The 19,285-nt window shown below is 72.1% G+C and carries 9 protein-coding genes; 8 read left to right on the top strand and 1 reads right to left on the bottom strand.

Annotated elements, in window-relative coordinates:
- Positions 1-20: 20 nt before the first annotated feature.
- Positions 21-11,837 (bottom strand): SDR family NAD(P)-dependent oxidoreductase, encoded by an 11,817-nt coding sequence (locus ACGFXC_RS17705; protein WP_393713697.1) that lies wholly within the window; start codon positions 11,835-11,837, stop codon positions 21-23.
- 246 nt (positions 11,838-12,083) lie between these two features.
- Between ACGFXC_RS17705 and ACGFXC_RS17700 the strand changes: the two genes are divergently transcribed.
- From ACGFXC_RS17700 to atpA, 8 genes are all read left to right on the top strand, one after another.
- Positions 12,084-12,593: a hypothetical protein gene (locus ACGFXC_RS17700; protein WP_393713695.1), complete on the top strand. Its 510-nt coding sequence runs from the start codon at positions 12,084-12,086 to the stop codon at positions 12,591-12,593.
- 123 nt (positions 12,594-12,716) lie between these two features.
- On the top strand, positions 12,717-14,069 hold the full coding sequence (gene ccrA, locus ACGFXC_RS17695) for a crotonyl-CoA carboxylase/reductase (RefSeq protein ID WP_393713693.1): 1,353 nt from the start codon (positions 12,717-12,719) through the stop codon (positions 14,067-14,069).
- Positions 14,070-14,381: 312 nt separating this feature from the next.
- Complete coding sequence (locus ACGFXC_RS17690) at positions 14,382-14,795, top strand: hypothetical protein (protein WP_393713691.1); 414 nt, start codon at positions 14,382-14,384, stop codon at positions 14,793-14,795.
- A gap of 231 nt (positions 14,796-15,026) precedes the next feature.
- Positions 15,027-15,836 (top strand): F0F1 ATP synthase subunit A, encoded by an 810-nt coding sequence (gene atpB / locus ACGFXC_RS17685; RefSeq protein WP_393713689.1) that lies wholly within the window; start codon positions 15,027-15,029, stop codon positions 15,834-15,836.
- 66 nt (positions 15,837-15,902) lie between these two features.
- Complete coding sequence (locus ACGFXC_RS17680) at positions 15,903-16,151, top strand: F0F1 ATP synthase subunit C (RefSeq protein ID WP_351762174.1); 249 nt, start codon at positions 15,903-15,905, stop codon at positions 16,149-16,151.
- Between the two features lie 41 nt (positions 16,152-16,192).
- Positions 16,193-16,738 (top strand): F0F1 ATP synthase subunit B, encoded by a 546-nt coding sequence (locus ACGFXC_RS17675; protein WP_351822349.1) that lies wholly within the window; start codon positions 16,193-16,195, stop codon positions 16,736-16,738.
- Complete coding sequence (locus tag ACGFXC_RS17670; protein WP_393713687.1) at positions 16,735-17,550, top strand: F0F1 ATP synthase subunit delta; 816 nt, start codon at positions 16,735-16,737, stop codon at positions 17,548-17,550. The genes ACGFXC_RS17675 and ACGFXC_RS17670 overlap by 4 nt, the downstream gene beginning before the upstream one ends.
- A 128-nt stretch (positions 17,551-17,678) precedes the next feature.
- Complete coding sequence (atpA, locus tag ACGFXC_RS17665) at positions 17,679-19,274, top strand: F0F1 ATP synthase subunit alpha (RefSeq protein WP_393713686.1); 1,596 nt, start codon at positions 17,679-17,681, stop codon at positions 19,272-19,274.
- The last annotated feature ends 11 nt before the right edge of the window (positions 19,275-19,285 follow it).

Here is a 19,285-nt window from a genome sequence, read left to right as displayed (position 1 = left end):
CCCGGTCGGCCAGGGACGGGTCAGAGCCCGAAGCCCTGGTCGATCGCGTCGAAGAGGTCGTCGGTGGAGGCGGCGTCGAGATCGTCGAGGCCGTGGGCCGCGGCGGGCTCGGCGTCCCCGGCGCTCCACTTGGACAGCAGCCCGCGCAGCCTTCGCGTGACCCGGTCGAGGTCGCCGTCGTCCGCCGCTATCGCGCAGAGGGCGGCTTCCAGCGCGTCCACGTCGGACAGTGCCGCCTCGACGTCGGAGATCCCCGTGGGGGCGAGCTCGGCGAGCAGGTGGCCGGCCAGCGCGTCGGGCGTCGGGTGCTCGAAGACGAGCGTGGCCGGCAGCCGCAGACCGGTGGCCGTGCCGAGCCGGTTGCGGAACTCCACGGCGGTCAGCGAGTCGAAGCCGACCTCGTTGAACGACCGGTCCGGGGCGACGGCTTCCGCCGAGGCGTGTCCCAGAACGGTCGCCGCGTTCGCGCGGACGAGGTCCAGCAGCCGGCGGTGGCGTTCGGCGGCCGGCAGCGCGGCCAGCCGGGTCGACAGCTCCGCGCCGTCGTTGCCCGCCCGCACCACCCGGCGGGACGTGCTCCGCACCAGTCCGCGGAACAGGTGGGGCACCCGCTCCGGATCCCCCTTCAGTGCCGCAGGGGTCAGCCGGGTGATCACCTGCAGCGGTACGTCGGCCCCGAGGGCGGCGTCGAAGAGGGCGAGCCCCTCCGCGTCCTCCAGCGGACGCATGCCCGCCCGGGACATGCGCTCCACTTCCTCGTCGCCGAGGTGGCCGGTCATGCCGCTGCGTTGGGCCCAGAATCCCCAGGCGAGGGAGGTTGCGGGGTGTCCGTGGGCGCGGCGGTGGTGGGCGAGGGCGTCGAGGTAGGTGTTGGCGGCGGCGTAGTTGGCTTGTCCTGCGGTGCCGAGTTGTCCGGCGGCGGAGGAGTAGAGGACGAAGGTGGTGACGGGGTGGTGGAGGGTGTGGTGGTGGAGGTTGGCGGCTCCGTTGATTTTGGGTTGGAGGACGTGGTGGAGCTGGTGGTCGGTGAGGGTGGTGGTGGTGGCGTCGTCGAGGGTGCCTGCGGTGTGGATGACGGTGGTGAGGGGGTGTGTGGTGGGGATGGTGTTGAGGAGTTGGGTGAGTTGGTGGGGGTCGGTGATGTCGCAGGCGGTGATGGTGACGTGGGCGCCGGTTTGGGTGAGGCGTTCGTGGAGTTCGGTGGCGCCGGGGGCGTGGGGTCCTTGGCGGCTGGTGAGGAGGAGTCGGGTGACTCCGTGTGTGGTGATGAGGTGGTGGGCGAGGAGTGCGCCGAGGGTGCCGGTGCCGCCGGTGATCAGCGCGGTCCCGTCCCGGTCGATCCCCTGCGGGACCGTCAGGACGGCCTTGCCCACCAGCTTCGCCTGGCTCAGGTCGCGCATCGCGTCACGGGCCCGGCGCACGTCGTACGTGGTGATGGGCGGGGGCACCAGCGCACCGGCCCGGTACAGGTCCATCACCGCGACCAGCATCTCCTGGATGCGGTCCGCTCCCGCCTCCATCAGGTCGTACGCCTGGTAGGCGACGCCCGGGTAGGCCGCGGCGACCTCCCCGGGATCCCGCTTGTCGGTCTTGCCCATCTCCAGGAAGCGGCCCCCGCGCGGCAGCAGCCGCAGGCCCGCGTCCACGAACTCACCCGCCAGGCAGTCCAGGACCACGTCCACCCCGCAGCCGCCGCTGGTCTCCATGAACCCCTGCTCGAAGTCCAGGGTCCGGGAGTTGGCGATGTGCGGCCCGTCCAGGCCGTGATCGCGCAGGGTCTGCCACTTGCCGGGGCTCGCCGTGCCGTACACCTCCGCACCCAGGTACCGGGCCAGCTGCACCGCGGCGATGCCGACACCGCCGGCCGCCGCGTGCACCAGTACCGACTCGCCCTGCCGCACGCCCGCCAGGTCCACCAGACCGTAGTAGGCGGTGAGATGCGTGATCGGGATCGTGGCGGCCCGCTCGTAGGACCATCCGTCGGGCATCGGGGTCAGGAACCGGTGGTCGCACACGGCGACCGGCCCGAACGAGTCCGAGCACAGGCCCAGCACCCGGTCGCCGACGGCGAGGCCGGTCACTTCGGAGCCGGTCTCCAGCACGACACCGGCGACATCGCCGCCGATGCCCTTCTGGGTGGTGACCACGCCGAGCGCGACCACGACGTCCCGGAAGTTCATGCCGACCGCGTGCACCGCGATGCGGACCTGTCCGGGACCGAGCGGGTCGAGCACCTCGGGGCAGGGGACCAGCACCAGGTTCTCGATGGTGCCGCTGCCGGTGCTCTCCAGGCGCCACGGCGCCCCTCCCGGCGGCGGCAGCAGCGCCGGGTGCGAGCGCGCCCGCGCCAGCCGCGGCACCGTGACCGTGCCGCCGCGGACGGCCGAGCGGGGCTCCGCCGCCTGCAGCGCGGCCGCGAACGCGTCCCGGGACTCCGCCCGGCCGTCCAGGTCGACGAGGGCGAAACGGTCCGGGTTCTCGGTCTGCGCCGAGGTCACCAGACCCCAGCTCGTCGCGTGCGGCAGATCGGTGACGTCCTCGGCGTCGCCCGCGGCGACCGCCCCCGACGTCACGAACACCAGGCGGGACGTGGCGAACCGGTCGTCCGCCAGCCAGCCGCGGAGCCGCTCCAGGGTCTCCTGCGCGGCAGCGTGGGCCGCGGCCACCGGATCGCCGGACCCCTCGGGAGCCAGGCAGGTGACCACGGTGGCGGGCACAGCACCCTCCGCGGCGAGCGCGGCCAGGTCCGGCAGGACCCGTTCCGCACCGTCCGCCAGCCCGAACGGGTCCTCGCCGAGCAGCGCGTACGGGACCGCGGCGCCGCCCCGCGCCCCGGAGGGCGACGCCGTCCAGTCGAGGTGGAGCAGCGCCTCCTCCAGCGCCCCGCCCGACGGCTGACCGATGGCGGCCGGCCGGGTCACGAGCGAGCGCACCACGACGACGGGCCTGCCCGTGTCGTCGCTGAGCAGCAGCGAGAGCCGGTCACCGGACGGCGTGAGCCGCACCCGGGCCGCGGTGGCCCCGGTCGCGTACAGGTGCACACCGGTCCAGGCGAACGGCAGCTTCACGCCGGCCTCCTGGTCGCCGGCCACCGCCATGGCGTGCAGCGCGGCGTCCAGCAGTGCCGGGTGGACGCCGTACCGGCCGGCCTCCTCCCGCTCCGTCCCGGGCAGCCGGATCTCGGCGAACAGCTCGCCGTCCCGGCGCCACACCGCTTCCAGGCCCCGGAACGCCGGGCCGTAGTGGTAGCCGCCCTCCGCGAGTTCGTCGTAGACGCCGTCGAGCGCGACGGCCTCCGCCCCGGCCGGCGGCCAGGCCGCCTCCGGCGCGGGCTCCTCGGGCGCCTCCCGGCCCAGGCTTCCGGTCGCGTGCAGGGTCCAGTCCCCGGCGCCGGTACGGGAGTGCACGGTGACCGTGCAGCCGTCCGCCTCCGCGTCCGGAGTCGCGCGGACCTGCACCGTGACGTCCTCGTCGGGGCCGGTGCCCAGCAGGAGCGGGGCCTGCAGGGTGAGTTCCTCCAGGTACGGGTGGCCCAGGTGGTCGCCGGCCCGGACCGCCAGGTCCACGAAGGCCGTGCCGGGCAGCAGCACCGTGCCGGACACGGCGTGGTCGAGGAGCCACGGGTGCGTACGGCCGGACAGCAGGCCGGTGAGGACGACGCCCTCACCGCCCGCCATGACCACGGCCGCGCCCAGCAGCGGATGGTCCGCCGGCTCCAGACCGGTCGCCGTCAGGTCTCCGGCCCCGCGCCGCCCCTCCAGCCAGAACCGCCGCCGCCGGAAGGCGTACGTCGGCAGCTCCACCTGCCGGGCGGCGCCGGCGAACACCGGCGCCCAGTCGACGTCGACGCCCAGCACGCCGGCCTCGGCCACCGAGGTGAGCATGCGGCGCAGACCGCCGTCGTCGCGGCGCAGCGAGCCCACGGCCGCCGCGGCGGCGCCGGCGGCGTCGATGCTGTCCTGGACGGACGGCACCAGCACCGGGTGCGGGCTGATCTCCGCGAACACGCCGTAGCCCCGCGCCAGCGCCGCCCGGGTCGCCGCCTCGAACTCCACGGTGTGGCGCAGGTTCCGGTACCAGTACCCGGCGTCCAGCTCCGCGGTGTCCAGCACGTCTCCGGTGAGGGTGGAGAAGAACGGAACGGACGACGAGCGCGGCGCGATGCCCTTCAGCTCGGCGGCGAGGTCGGCTTCGATCTCCTCCACCTGAGCCGTGTGCGAGGCGTAGTCCACCGGGATGCGGCGGGCCCGGACGCCGTCCTCGGCGCAGCGGGCGAGCAGCTCGTCGAGCGCGCCGGGTTCACCGGCGACCACCGTGCTGACCGGTCCGTTGACCGACGCCACCGAAAGGGCGCCCGGCCGGTCCGCGATCAGGTCCCGGGCCGCCGCGGAGGGCAGCGCGACCGACACCATGCCGCCCCGTCCGGCCAGTGCGGAGCCGATCGCCCTGGCCCGCAGGGCCACGATCCGCGCCCCGTCGCCGAGGTCCAGTGCCCCGCAGACGCACGCGGCGGCGATCTCCCCCTGGGAGTGGCCGATCACGGCAGCGGGCTCCACACCGAGGGAACGCCACACCTCCGCCAGCGAGACCATCACGGCCCACAGCGCGGGCTGTACGACGTCGACCCGGTCCCAGGGCGCAGCGCCCGGCTCCTGCCGCAGCACGGCGAGCAGCGACCAGTCGACGTACGGGCCGAGCGCCTCCTCGCACTCCCGCACGCGGGCCCGGAAGACGGGCGAGGAGTCCAGCAGCCCGGCCGCCATCCCCGCCCACTGCGCACCCTGTCCGGGGAAGACGAACACCACGCGGTCGTCACCGAGTACCGAACCCTCGGCCACGCCCGGCGGCAGCGCCGCGTCCGGATCGCCGACCCGGCCGGCCAGCCCGGCCGCACCGGCCAGCAGCGCCTCCCGGTCGGGGCCCAGGACCACCGCACGGTGGGGGAGCGCCGCCCGGCCGGTCAGCGTCAGGCCCACGTCCGCCGCCGACAGCTCCGGATGCGCCTCCAGGTGCGCCACCAGCTGCTCGGCCTGCGCGTACAGTGCCGCCCGGTCGTGCCCGGAGATCACCCACGGAACCATGCCGGGGGCCGCGGGCGCGGCCGGCACCGGCTCGGGGGCCGGCGGCTGCTCGATGATGACGTGCGCGTTGGTGCCGCTGATCCCGAAGGAGGACACCCCGGCCCGGCGCGGAGCGCCGTCCCGCGGCCACTCCCGCGCCTCGGTCAGCAGCTCCACCCCGCCGGAGGTCCAGTCGATCTGCGCACTGGGCCGGTCCACGTGCAGGGTCTTCGGCATGACGCCGTGCCGCATCGCCATGACCATCTTGATGATGCCCGCCGCGCCCGCCGCGGCCTGGGTGTGCCCCATGTTGGACTTGACCGAGCCCAGCCACAGCGGCTCGTCCGCCGGGCGGTCCCGGCCGTAGGTGGCCAGCAGGGCCTGCGCCTCGATGGGGTCACCGAGGGTGGTGCCGGTGCCGTGCGCCTCGACGACGTCGACGTCGCCCGGGCCGAGGCCCGCGTTGGCCAGGGCCTCTTCGATCACGCGCTGCTGGGCGGGCCCGTTCGGCGCGGTCAGACCGTTGGACGCACCGTCCTGGTTGACGGCGGTGCCCCGCACGACGGCCAGTACGGGATGCCCGTTGCGGCGGGCGTCGGAGAGCCGCTCGACCAGCAGGAGGCCGGCGCCCTCGCCCCAGCCGGTGCCGTCGGCGCCGTCGGAGAAGGAACGGCACCGCCCGTCGGGGGACAGGCCGCCCTGCCGCGACAGCTCCACGAACACGGCCGGGGTCGACATCACCGTCACGCCGCCGGCCAGCGCCAGGTCGCACTCACCGCTGCGCAGCGCCTGCGCGGCCAGGTGCAGGGCCACGAGGGAGGAGGAGCAGGCGGTGTCGATGGTGAGGGCGGGCCCTTCCAGCCCCAGGGTGAAGGCGATCCGCCCCGAGGCGACGGAGCCGGCCGAACCGGTCCCTATGAACCCCTCCGCCTCCTCGGGCAGTTCGGCCCGGTCGCTGGCGTAGTCGTGGTACATCATGCCGGTGAACACACCGGTCCGGCTGCCGCGCACGGCGTGCGGATCGATGCCCGCGCGCTCCAGCGCTTCCCAGGCGGTTTCCAGCAGCAGCCGCTGCTGGGGGTCCATGGCCAGGGCCTCGCGCGGCGAGATGCCGAAGAACTCCGGGTCGAAGTCGGCCGCGTCGTAGAGGAACCCGCCCTGGCGCACGTACGAGGTGCCCGGGCGGGCCAGCTCGGGGTCGTACAGCCGCTCCACGTCCCAGCCGCGGTCCTCGGGCATGGCGCCGATCGCGTCCCGGCCGGAGAGCACCAGCTCCCACAGTTCCTCGGGCGAGGACACCCCACCGGGATACCGGCAGGCCATGCCCACGATCGCGATCGGCTCGTCCGGCCCGGTGGCGGGTACGGCCGACCGCGCGGCGGGCCGGGGGCGCGCCCCGCCCGTCAGCTCGCCGAGCAGGAAGTCCACCACGGCGGAGGGCGTGGGGTGGTCGAAGACCAGCGTGGCGGGCAGCCGCAGGCCGGTCGCGCCGCCCACGCCGTTGCGCAGCTCGATCGCCGCCAGCGAGTCGAAGCCCAGCTCGCGGAACGTCCGCTTCGCGTCCAGCCCCTCGGAGGTCGCGTAGCCCAGAGCGGCCGCCGCGTGCGTCCGCACGAGGTCCAGCAGCCTGCGCGCCTGCTCGGCCGGTGCCAGCGCCGCCAGCTCGGCCGCGAAGGCCGGGCTCCCGGCGGTCCCCGGGGCGGCCGCCGCGCGGCGGACCGGTGCGCGCACCAGGCCTCGCAGCAGCGGCGGCAGGGTGCCCGCACCGGCCTGGGTCCGCAGTGCCGCGAGGTCCAGGGGCATCGGCACGCAGACCGGCTCGTCCAGCGCGACCGCCGCGTCGAACAGTGCCAGGCCCTGCTCCTCGGAGATGGGCAGCACTCCGGCGCCGGACAGGCGGCGCATCACCGCTTCTTCGTCGCCGAGGTGGCCGGTCATGCCGCTGCGTTGGGCCCAGAATCCCCAGGCGAGGGAGGTTGCGGGGTGTCCGTGGGCGCGGCGGTGGTGGGCGAGGGCGTCGAGGTAGGTGTTGGCGGCGGCGTAGTTGGCTTGTCCTGCGGTGCCGAGTTGTCCGGCGGCGGAGGAGTAGAGGACGAAGGTGGTGACGGGGTGGTGGAGGGTGTGGTGGTGGAGGTTGGCGGCTCCGTTGATTTTGGGTTGGAGGACGTGGTGGAGCTGGTGGTCGGTGAGGGTGGTGGTGGTGGCGTCGTCGAGGGTGCCTGCGGTGTGGATGACGGTGGTGAGGGGGTGTGTGGTGGGGATGGTGTTGAGGAGTTGGGTGAGTTGGTGGGGGTCGGTGATGTCGCAGGCGGTGATGGTGACGTGGGCGCCGGTTTGGGTGAGGCGTTCGTGGAGTTCGGTGGCGCCGGGGGCGTGGGGTCCTTGGCGGCTGGTGAGGAGGAGTCGGGTGACTCCGTGTGTGGTGATGAGGTGGTGGGCGAGGAGTGCGCCGAGGGTGCCGGTGCCGCCGGTGATCAGCGCGGTCCCGTCCCGGTCGATCCCCCGTGCCGTCGCGTGGGCCGCCCGGGCCCTGGCCAGCCGCGGCGCGGTGACCGCCCCGCCCCGCAGGGCGATCCGCGGCTCGTCCGCCGCGACCGCGGACCGCAGCGCGTCGAGCGATTCGGGCGTGCCGTCGAGGTCGGCCAGCACGATCCGGCCCGGATGCTCCGTCACCGCCGAACCCAGCAGACCCCAGGCGGCCGCCTGCGCCGGATCCGGAGCCTCTCCCGGCGCCACCGCCATCGCACGGGTGGTGACGGCCACCAGCCTTGAGGCCGCGAAGCGTTCGTCGCCCAGCCAGGACCGCACCACCTCCAGGGCCCGCCGGGCGCTGTCGTGCGCAGCCTGCGGGTCGGACCCGTCGGACCCGTCGGGGCCGTCGGACCCGTCCGCCGGGCCCGCCGCCTCGACGACGACGAAGTCGGGCACCGGGGCGCCCGCGTCCACCGCGGCGCCGAGCGCCGCCAGATCGCCGTGCGCCTCGGCACCGGACAGCCCCGCGAGCCGGCCCGGTCCGAGCACGGCCCATCGGCCGGCCGGCCCGCCCGCGCCCACGGAGGCCCAGGACGGAACGAACACGGCGTCCGCCGTGCCGCCCGGCTCGGCGACCCGCCCGGCGGCCCGCACCACCAGGCGGTCCACCGTCGCCACGGGCCGCCCGTCCGCATCGGCGAAGAGCAGCGCCAGCGTCTCGGGCCCGGTCGGCGTCAGCCGTACGCGCAGGAACGACGCCCCGGCCGCGTGGAGCGTCACCCCGCGCCACTCGAAGGGCAGCCGGCCCCGCTGCTCCCGGCCGAACTCGCCCGGAACGAAAGCGGCCGCGTGCAGAGCGGCGTCCGCGAGCGCGGGGTGCAGGCCGAAGGCATCGGCGTCCCCGGCGATCTCCTCGGGCAGCCGCACCTCGGCGTAGACCTGGTCGCCCCGCCGCCACACCGTGCCGAGCCCCCGGAAGGCCGGGCCGTAGTGGAACCCGGCCTCGGCGAAGTCCTCGTAGAAGCCGTCGACGTCCAGTTCCTCGGCACCGGCGGGCGGCCATGCCGCCAGATCGTCCCCGGGCTCCGCGCGGGCGGCGCTCAGACGGCCGCCGGCGTGCCGGACCCAGACGTCCTCCGCCGACCCCTCCGCCTGCGCGTGCACGCTGAACTCGCGGTCCCCGGAAGCGTCCGGAGTCCCCAGCGCGACCTGTACGCGTACGCCGCCGCTCGACGGCAGGACGAGGGGGAGCTCCAGCGTCAGGTCCGCGACGGACTCCAGCCCGATGCGGGCGCCCGCCCACAGGGCCAGTTCGGCGACGGCGGTACCCGGAAGCACCACCGCGTCACCGAGCGCATGCCCCGCCAGCCAGGGGTGGGTGTCCGTGGAGAGCCGGCCGGTGAACAGCAGGCCGCCCCCCGTCGCCGGCACCACCGTGGCACCGAGCAGGGGATGACCGGCCGGGGCCAGGCCCGCCGCGGTCACGTCCCCGGCAAGGGGCAGGGTCTGCACCCAGTACCGCGCGTGCTGGAACGCGTACGTCGGCAGGCCCGTGCCACGCACGTCCCGTCCGGCGAAGAACGCCGGCCAGTCCACCGGCAGCCCGGCGCAGTGAGCGCGGGCCAGCAGGGTGGTGAGCGTCCTGACCTCGGGCCGCTCCCGGCGCAGGGCGGGCGCGACGACGCAGTCCTCGCCGCCCCGGGCCGCCAGGGTCTCGTTCACCATGGAGGTGAGGGCGCCGTCGGCGCCGAGCTCCAGGAAGACGCTCACGCCGTCGTCGGCCAGGGCGCCCACGACGTCCCGGAACCGGACCGGTGCGCGCACCTGCCGGGCCCAGTAGCCCGGATCGGCCCAGTCCTCGGCGGCGAGGACGGTACCGGTCACGCTGGAGACGACGGGGATGGCCGCGGGCCCGAAGGCCAGGCCCCGCGCCACCCGGCGCAGCTCCTCGACGACCGGTTCCATCAGGGGCGAATGGAACGCGTGGCTCACCGGCAGGCGCCGGGTCCTGCGGCCGAGCGCGGCGAAGTGCGCCGCGATCCCGGTGACCACGTCCTCGGCGCCGGACACCACGACCGACTCCGGTCCGTTGACCGCGGCGATGCCCGCCGAGGCCTCGTGCCCGGCGAGCAGCGGCAGCACCTCGTCCTCGGTCGCCGCCACGGAGACCATCGCCCCGCCCTCCGGCAGCTCCTGCATCAGCCGGCCGCGTGCGGCCACCAGCGCACAGGCGTCCGCCAGCGGCAGCATGCCCGAGACGTGCGCGGCGGTCAGCTCGCCGACCGAATGCCCGGAGAGCAGCCGGGGCCGTACGCCCCACGCCTCCAGCAGCCGGAACAACGCCACCCCGAGCGCGAAGGTCGCCGCCTGGGTGTACGACGTCTGGTCGAGCAGCCGGGCGTCCTCGGTGTCCGGACCGGCCGTCAGCACCGCGAGCAGCGGGCGGTCCAGATGCGGGTCCAGTTCGGCGCAGACCGCCTCCAACGCGCGGGCGTAGACCGGGAACGTCTCGTACAGCTCCCGTCCCATGCCGGGACGCTGAGCGCCCTGCCCGGTGAAGAGGAACGCGCCGCGCACCTCGCCCGCGACCGCCCGCACGGCACCTGCCGAGGGGGTGCCGTCGGCCAGTGCCGCCAGCTCGCGCAGCAGTTCCCCGCGGTCCCCGGCGACCAGTACGGCGCGGTGCTCGAAGGCGGTGCGCTTCGTCGCGAGTGCGCACGCCAGGTCGCCGAGCGGGGTGTCCGGGTGGTCGAGCAGGTGGGCGCGCAGCCGGGCGGCCTGAGCGGGCAGCGCCGCGGGAGCGGCGGCCGACAGCAGTACCGCAGTCGCCGGGAGCGCGGCGGGCGCCGGGGAGCCGGGCGCCCGTGCCGCCTGCGCCGCGTCCGGTCCGGCGTCGGCCCCGGCGGCGGCGAGATCGGCCGGCGCCGGCTCCTCCACGATGACGTGCACGTTCGTACCGCTGATCCCGAACGAGGACACGCCGGCCCGCCGGGGGCGGCCGGTCCGCGGCCAGGGCCGGTTCCCGGTCAGCAGCCGCACCGCGCCCGCGGACCAGTCGACCTCGGGCGACGGGCCGTCCACGTGCAGGGTGCGGGGCAGCTCCTCGTGCCGCATCGCCATGACCATCTTGATGATGCCCGCCGCGCCCGCGGCGGCCTGGGTGTGACCGAGGTTCGACTTGACGGAGCCCAGCCACAGGGGCCGGTCGGCGGGGCGGTCCTGGCCGTAGGTGGCCAGCAGGGCCTGGGCCTCGATCGGGTCGCCGAGCGTGGTGCCGGTGCCGTGCGCCTCCACCACGTCGACGTCGGCACTGCCGAGCCGCGCCGAGGCCAGCGCCTGCTGGATCACGCGCTGCTGCGACGGCCCGTTGGGCGAGGTGAGACCGTTGGAGGCGCCGTCCTGGTTGACCGCGCTGCCGCGGACGACCGCGAGCACGTCGTGCCCCTTGCGCCGGGCGTCCGAGAGCCTCTCGACCACGAGCAGCGCGGCACCCTCGCCCCAGCCGACGCCGTCGGCCGCGGCCGCGAAGGACTTGCACCGGCCGCTGGGCGACAGACCGCGCTGCCGGGAGTTCTCCACGAAGGTGGCGGGCGTGGACATGACGGTGGCCCCGCCCGCGAGCGCCATCTCGCACTCTCCGTCACGCAGTGCCTGAACGGCCAGGTGCAGTGCCACCAGCGAGGACGAGCACGCGGTGTCGAGGGTGACGGCCGGTCCCTCCAGCCCGAGGAAGTACGAGATCCGGCCCGACGCCACACTGGCGGCCATGCCCGTGCTCAGGTAGCCCTCGACCTCGTCGGGCAGCGTGCCCGGACCCGAGGCGTAGTCGTGGTACATGAGACCGGTGAAGACGCCGGTGCGCGAGCCGGCCAGGGACCGCGGGTCCACGCCCGCGTTCTCCAGCGCCTCCCACGCCGTCTCCAGCAGCAGCCGCTGCTGCGGGTCCATCGCCAGGGCCTCGCGCGGCGCGATGCCGAAGAACCCGGCGTCGAAGTCGGCTGCCCCGGAGAGGAACCCGCCCTCGGTCGTGTACGAGGTGCCCGGGTGGTCGGGGTCCGGGTGGTAGAGGGCGTCGAGGTCCCAGCCGCGGTCCTGCGGCATGGCACCGATCGCGTCCCCGCCCCGACGCACGAAATCCCACAGCTCGTCGGGCGACCCGATATCGCCGGGCAGCCTGCAGGCCATTCCGACAATGGCTATGGGCTCGGCGTCACCGGCCTCAAGTTTCTTGATGCGTCGATGGGCCTGCCGGAGGTCGGCCGCCATCTTCTTGAGGTAATCAACCAGCTGCGCTTCGTTCGTCACCTGTGAACCCGCCTGAGAGATTGGCAAACCTCGCCCTTCGGGGGGAAGTTACGGACGCTCCGCCCCTAGCCGCGTCCCCTCAGCCACCCCAGAACACCGTTCCCCGGCGCCCCGCGCACAGCGCCCCCCGAAGTGCGTCGGCGGCTACGGGCCCGGGGCCGACGCTAGGGGTTGCCGTTAGGGGGGACGTGCTGTCTAGCATCCGGGCGATTTCATTTTTCGGCAGAACTGGAGCGCATCGCCGCCATGGCTATTTCTGAGTCGGAAACCGAAACTCCGGCGGAGCAGCAATTCTCCAAGCCCGCGGGCCCCGAAAAGCTCCGCGATCTGGAATTCCTCCTGGGCGACTTCCGCGTCGAGTGGACCAACTTCACCGCCGACCCGGCCACCACCGGCGTCGCCACCTGGAACACGGAGTCGACCTTCGGCGGGCACGCGTACGAGATGACGCAGCGCGTGGACGAGCACGACGTCAACGGCCGCTTCATCGTCCAGTGGGTCGAGTCGGAGTCCGTGTTCTCCGGCTACTACTACGACGACTGGGCCAACCGCACCCTGCTGACCTCCGAGGGCTGGAAGGACGGCTTCCTCTCCTTCACCGGCACCTGCGTGGGATTCGGCAAGACGTTCCTGCTCAAGGAGCAGTACGAGGTCGTCGACGCCGGCCACTACGTCAAGCGCGGATTCGTCAAGTTCGAGGAGGGCGACGGAGCGGACTGGATTCCGGCCGACGAGATCCACGCGCACCGGGTCTGACCCCCCAGGCCGTCGGCCCGGCGCGGCCGGCGGCACCCGACGCAGGACTCCGCCGGTCCTGACCGGTACGGCCGGCGGGTGCGCGACCGCACCCCGGTCAGTGACATCTCGGAAAGGTTGAACATGCCCACGCTGTCCGAAGCCCTCCTCGCGGGTGCGTCCCCGCAGGAACTGGAGCGCGCCGCGCTGCCGCAGGAGTACACCGCCGCATACATCCGGGCCGAGGACGCCGCCATGTTCGAGGGGGTCGGCGACAAGGACGTCCGCAAGTCGCTCCACGTGGGGCAGGTGCCCCTCCCGGAGCTGGCTCCCGACGAGGTGCTGGTCGCGGTCATGGCGAGCGCCGTCAACTACAACACGGTGTGGTCGGCCATGTTCGAGCCGATTCCCACCTTCCGCTTCCTGAAGCAGTTCGCCGCCCAGGGTGGCTGGGCCGAGCGGCACGACCTGCCCCACCACGTGGTCGGCTCCGACGGCTCCGGGGTGATCGTCCGCAAGGGCTCCGGGGTGCGCCGCTGGCAGACCGGCGACCACGTGGTGATGAGCTGCGTCCAGGTCGACGACCAGGAACCGGCCACCCACGGCGACGGGATGCTGGGCGCCGAGCAGCGCATCTGGGGTTTCGAGACGAACTTCGGCGGACTGGCCCACTACGCGGTGGTCCGCGCGAGCCAGCTCGTTCCCAAGCCCGCCCACCTCAGCTGGGAGGAGTCCGCGTGCAGCTCCCTGTGCGCGGGTACCGCCTACCGCATGCTCGTCGGTGACCGGGGCGCCCGCTTCAAGCAGGGGGACGTCGTCCTGATCTGGGGCGCCGCCGGCGGGCTCGGCGCGTACGCCACCCAGTTCGTCAGGAACGGCGGCGGCATCCCCGTCGGCGTCGTCAGCTCGCCCGAGAAGGCGGAGGCGGCCCGCAGGCTCGGTTGTGAGCTGGTCGTGGACCGGTCGGAGATCGGGCTGGACGACAGCGTCGCCGATGACCCCGCAAAGGTGATCGAGGTCGGCAAGAGGCTCGGACGAATCATTCGCACGAAGGTCGGTGAGGATCCGCACGTCGTCTTCGAGCACGTGGGCCGCGCGACGTTCGGAGTCTCCCTCTTCGTGGTGCGCCGCGGCGGCACCGTGGTCACCTGCGGCTCCAGCTCCGGATACCAGCACACCTACGACAACCGCTACCTGTGGATGAAGCTGAAGCGCGTCATCGGCAGCCACGCGGCGAACCTCCAGGAGCAGTGGGAGTCCAACCGGCTCATCTCCATGGGCCGCATCATGCCGACCCTGTCCGCCGTCCATCCGCTGGCCGACATCGGCGAGGCCGCGCGCTCGGTGCAGGCCAACCGGCACATCGGCAAGGTCGGCGTGCTGTGCCAGGCGACCGGGCCCGGCCAGGGCGTCACCGATCCCGGACTGCGGGCCGCGATCGGCGAGGAACGGCTGAACCCGCTGCGCGACCTCAAGAAGGTCAGCCCGGCCGACTGACACGGCTGGAAGGGCCAGTTGGGGACAGGACCCGTCCGGGACCGGTGGATACTGGTCTCGGACGGGTCCTCGTCGTGCGCCGGCCCCACCCACGCTCAGGTGAGCGGGCGTTGACCCATCCGTGTGACGAGCGGCATAATAATTGAGTAAAGTCTGCATCAAATACTTTGTGATACCGTTCGCAAGCGCCCGGGTGAGAGCGTGAAGACCGTTGTGCGACCGTCTTCCCAGTACGCCAGTTCACTCCCGGGTCACCACCGTCCACTGACGGTAACCAGAACCCACCCACACCTCGCCGGAGGAGCTGCCCCCATGCAGTCCAACGACGCCCGAACTCTCCTGTACTGCGTCGTTCCCACCACCGTCGTCGGCGGTGTCGGGATCGCGGTCAGCGCCGCCCTCGCGGGTGGCAAGGGCGCGCTGGGTGCCGCCTTCGGCGCGGCGCTCGTCCTCGTGTTCATGGGAGGAGGGCTGGTCGCCCTCCAGCGGACCGCGCGCTCCCTGCCCCATCTCTTCCAGATGATGGGTCTCCTGCTCTACACGACGCAGATCCTTGTACTGATGATCGTGCTGAGCATCGTCAAGCGCGTCGCGGTCTTCGACACCAAGTGCACCGCCTTCACGTTGCTCGCAGCCACTCTGGTCTGGATGGGGGCGCAGGTCCGGGCGCACATGAAGTCGAAAATCCTTTATGTGGAGCCAGAAGGGGCCCGGACGTCCTCGTAACGTGTAGGCCGGGTGTAAAGAGGCTTCCGCTCGTTTGCTATCGTCTCGCCACAGCTGCGGCAGGGTTTGCGCGGGCGGCGGTAGACAGCGGCTGATGAGGGTTGTCAGCGCTTGAAGCCCAACCGCCGCACATAAGTATCCGCCAGTCCAGTCCAGTGCCGTTCCGCGGTCGCAGGCCGCGCCGACACAATGAGGTTGCCGTACCCATGCGCCAAGTAGAAGGAGCTCGCGGTGAGTGACGCCACGACGCTCGCCTTCGAGATCGATTGTCACATCTTCGAAGGGTGCGGCTTCCCGACCCCCGGCCTGCACTCCTTCCTGTTCAAGCCGATGTTCACGGTCGGCGGTATTGAGTTCAACAAGCCGATACTGCTGGCTCTGCTGAGCACGGTCATCGTCGTGGGGTTCTTCTGGGCGGCATTCAACAAGCCGAAGTTGATCCCCGGCAAGCTGCAGATGGTCGGCGAGGCGGGTTACGACTTCGTCCGCCGCGGAGTGGTCTACGAGACGCTCGGCAAGCGTGAGGGCGAGAAGTACGTCCCCCTCATGGTCTCGCTGTTCTTCTTCATCTGGATCATGAACATCTGGTCCATCATTCCGCTGGCCCAGTTCCCGGTCACGTCGGTCATCGCCTTCCCGGCCGGTCTCGCCGCCATCGTGTACGTGCTGTGGGTGAGCCTCACCTTCAAGCGCCACGGTTTCGTCGGCGGAATCAAGAACATCACCGCCTACGACAAGTCGCTGGGCCCGGTGTTCCCGGTGGTCATGCTGTTCGAGTTCCTCTCGAACATGCTGATCCGGCCGTTCACCCACGCGGTCCGTCTCTTCGCGAACATGTTCGCGGGTCACGTGCTGCTGCTGATCTTCACCATCGCGAGCTGGTACCTGCTCAACGGCATCGGTATCGCCTACGCCGGCGTCTCGTTCGTGATGGTCCTCGTGATGACGATCTTCGAGTTGTTCATCCAGGCACTGCAGGCGTATGTCTTCGTCCTGCTTTCGTGCAGCTACATCCAGGGTGCTCTCGCCGAGCACCACTGACGGTCGGACCCCTATACATCCGGTGGCCAACCCCCACCGGCACGTGAAACAGAAGGAAGAAACGGCATGTCTGCTCTCGAGACCCTCGCTGCGGTCAACCTCCAGGGCAACCTCGGAGCGATCGGCTACGGCCTCGCCGCGATCGGCCCCGGCGTCGGCGTCGGCATCATCTTCGGTAACGGTACCCAGGCCCTGGCCCGCCAGCCCGAGGCCGCCGGTCTGATCCGCCAGAACCAGATCCTCGGCTTCGTCCTCTGTGAGGCGCTCGCCCTGATCGGTCTCGTCATGGGCTTCGTCTACCCGGTCCCTTCCTGATCGCTCTCGACTGAGAAACATTTACGACGGAAGGCACTGATGTGATCGCCCTGGTACCGCTGGCAGCTGAGGAGATTCAGAATCCCCTCATCCCGCCGATCCCCGAGCTCGTCATCGGTCTGCTCGCCTTCGTCATCGTCTTCGGCGTCCTCGCGAAGAAGCTCCTCCCGAACATCAACAAGGTTCTGGAAGAGCGTCGCGAAGCCATCGAAGGTGGCATGGAGAAGGCAGAAGAGGCCCGGACCGAGGCCCAGAGCGTGCTGGAGCAGTACAGGGCCCAGCTCGCCGAAGCCCGGCACGAGGCCGCGCGCCTGCGCCAGGACGCGCTTGAGCAGGGCACTGCGCTCAAGGAAGAACTGCGCGCAGAGGGCCAGCGGCAGCGTGAGGAGATCATTGCTGCCGGCCACGCTCAGATCGCGGCCGACCGCAAGGCCGCCGCTCAGGCGCTGCGTCAGGACGTGGGCAAGCTCGCCACCGACCTGGCCGGAAAGCTCGTCGGCGAGTCCCTCGAGGACCACGCCCGGCAGAGCCGCACGATCGACCGCTTCCTCGGCGAGCTCGAGGAGAAGGCCGAGGCGGCCCGATGAACGGAGCGAGCCGCGAGGCGCTGGCCTCCTCGCGCGAGCGTCTCGACGCGCTGATGGACAACACGTCCGTCGACGCGGCGAAGCTCGCCGGTGAGCTGGCAGCCGTCACCGCGCTGCTCGACCGTGAGGTCTCGCTGCGTCGGGTCATCACGGACCCGGCGCAGTCCGGCGAGGCCAAGGCCGAGCTCGTCGGCCGGCTGCTGTCCGGACAGGTCGGCGGGGAAGTCCTCGACCTCGTGTCCGGCATGGCCCGGTCCCGCTGGTCGCAGTCCCGCGACCTGGTGGACGCGCTGGAGGAGCTGGCGGTCACCGCCGACCTCACGGCGGCCCAGCAGGCCGGCGGTCTGGACGACGTCGAGGACGAGGTGTTCCGCTTCGGCAGGATCGTCTCGTCCAGCACCGAGCTGCGGTCCGCGCTGACCGACCGCGCGGCGACCGCCTCCGCCAAGAGCCAGCTGCTGCGCAGCCTGCTCGGCGGCAAGGCGAACGCCGTCACCGAGCGCCTGGTGACCCGTCTCGTCACGCACTCGCGTGGACGTAGCCTGGAAGCGGGACTCGACTCCCTTTCCAAGCTCGCCGCCGAGCGCCGTGACCGCATGGTCGCCACCGTGACCAGCGCGGTGCCGCTCAGCGACGTCCAGAAGCAGCGCCTCGGCGCGGTGCTGGCCAAGCTGTACGGCCGCCAGATGCACCTGAACCTCGACGTGGACCCCGAGGTCCTCGGCGGGATCTCGGTGCGCGTCGGCGACGAGGTCATCGACGGCACCATCGCGGACCGCGTCGCCGAGGCGTCGCGCCGCATGGCCCGCTGACCAGCACCAACAGAACAAAGCATTCCTAGCGGCCCGGTTGGGCCGTGCAGAACTTGCAGAAGATTCCTGGGGGTCGCCCCCAGACCCCTAAGAAGCTTCAGGCCCAACAAGGAGAGCAGGGAACCCAGATGGCGGAGCTCACGATCCGGCCGGAGGAGATCCGGGACGCACTGGAGAACTTTGTCCAGTCGTACCAGCCGGACGCGGCCTCGCGCGAGGAGGTCGGAACGGTCAGCGTTGCCGGCGACGGCATCGCGAAGGTGGAGGGCCTGCCCTCCGCCATGGCGAACGAGCTGCTGAAGTTCGAAGACGGCACCCTCGGTCTCGCCCTCAACCTCGAGGAGCGCGAGATCGGTGCGGTCGTCCTCGGCGAGTTCAGCGGTATCGAAGAGGGCCAGCCGGTGCAGCGCACCGGTGAGGTGCTTTCCGTCGGCGTGGGCGAGGGTTACCTCGGCCGCGTCGTCGACCCGCTCGGCAACCCGATCGACGGTCTCGGCGAGATCGCGACCGAAGGCCGTCGCGCCCTCGAACTGCAGGCCCCGGGCGTCATGATCCGCAAGTCGGTTCACGAGCCCATGCAGACCGGCTACAAGGCCATCGACGCCATGGTGCCCGTCGGCCGTGGCCAGCGTCAGCTGATCATCGGTGACCGTCAGACCGGCAAGACCGCTCTTGCCGTCGACACGATCATCAACCAGCGCGACAACTGGCGCTCGGGCGACGTGAACAAGCAGGTTCGCTGCATCTACGTCGCCATCGGCCAGAAGGGCTCGACCATCGCGTCCGTTCGCGGCGCCCTGGAAGACGCCGGCGCGCTCGAGTACACGACGATCGTCGCCGCCCCGGCGTCCGACCCGGCCGGCTTCAAGTACCTGGCGCCGTACACCGGTTCCGCCATCGGCCAGCACTGGATGTACGCCGGCAAGCACGTCCTGATCATCTTCGACGACCTGTCGAAGCAGGCCGACGCCTACCGCGCCGTGTCGCTGCTGCTGCGCCGCCCGCCGGGCCGCGAGGCCTACCCGGGTGACGTCTTCTACCTGCACTCCCGTCTGCTGGAGCGCTGCGCGAAGCTCTCCGACGACATGGGTGCCGGTTCGATGACCGGTCTGCCGATCGTCGAGACCAAGGCGAACGACGTGTCGGCGTTCATCCCGACCAACGTCATCTCCATCACCGACGGCCAGTGCTTCCTGGAGTCCGACCTGTTCAACGCGGGCCAGCGCCCGGCGCTGAACGTCGGCATCTCGGTCTCCCGCGTCGGTGGCTCCGCCCAGCACAAGGCCATGAAGCAGGTGTCGGGCCGTCTGCGCCTGGACCTCGCCCAGTACCGCGAGCTGGAGGCGTTCGCCGCCTTCGGTTCCGACCTGGACGCCGCTTCCAAGGCCTCGCTGGAGCGCGGCAAGCGCCTGGTCGAGCTGCTGAAGCAGGGCCAGTACCAGCCGATGCCCGTCGAGGAGCAGGTCGTCTCCGTCTGGGCCGGCACCACCGGCAAGATGGACGACGTCCCGGTCAACGACATCCGTCGCTTCGAGTCGGAGCTGCTGGAGCACCTGCGCCGCGAGCGCAAGGACCTCCTCACCTCCATCGCCGACGGCGGCAAGATGTCGGACGACACCCTGACGTCGATCGCCGACGCCATCGCCGCCTTCAAGCAGCAGTTCGAGACCTCGGACGGCAAGCTCCTGGGCGAGGACGCGCCGGCCGTCAACGTCTCCAAGTGACGACGGAAGGG

Source organism: Streptomyces sp. NPDC048507, assembly GCF_043199995.1.
Classification (GTDB): Bacteria; Actinomycetota; Actinomycetes; order Streptomycetales; family Streptomycetaceae; genus Streptomyces.
This window is presented reverse-complemented; position numbering and strand designations above follow the sequence as displayed.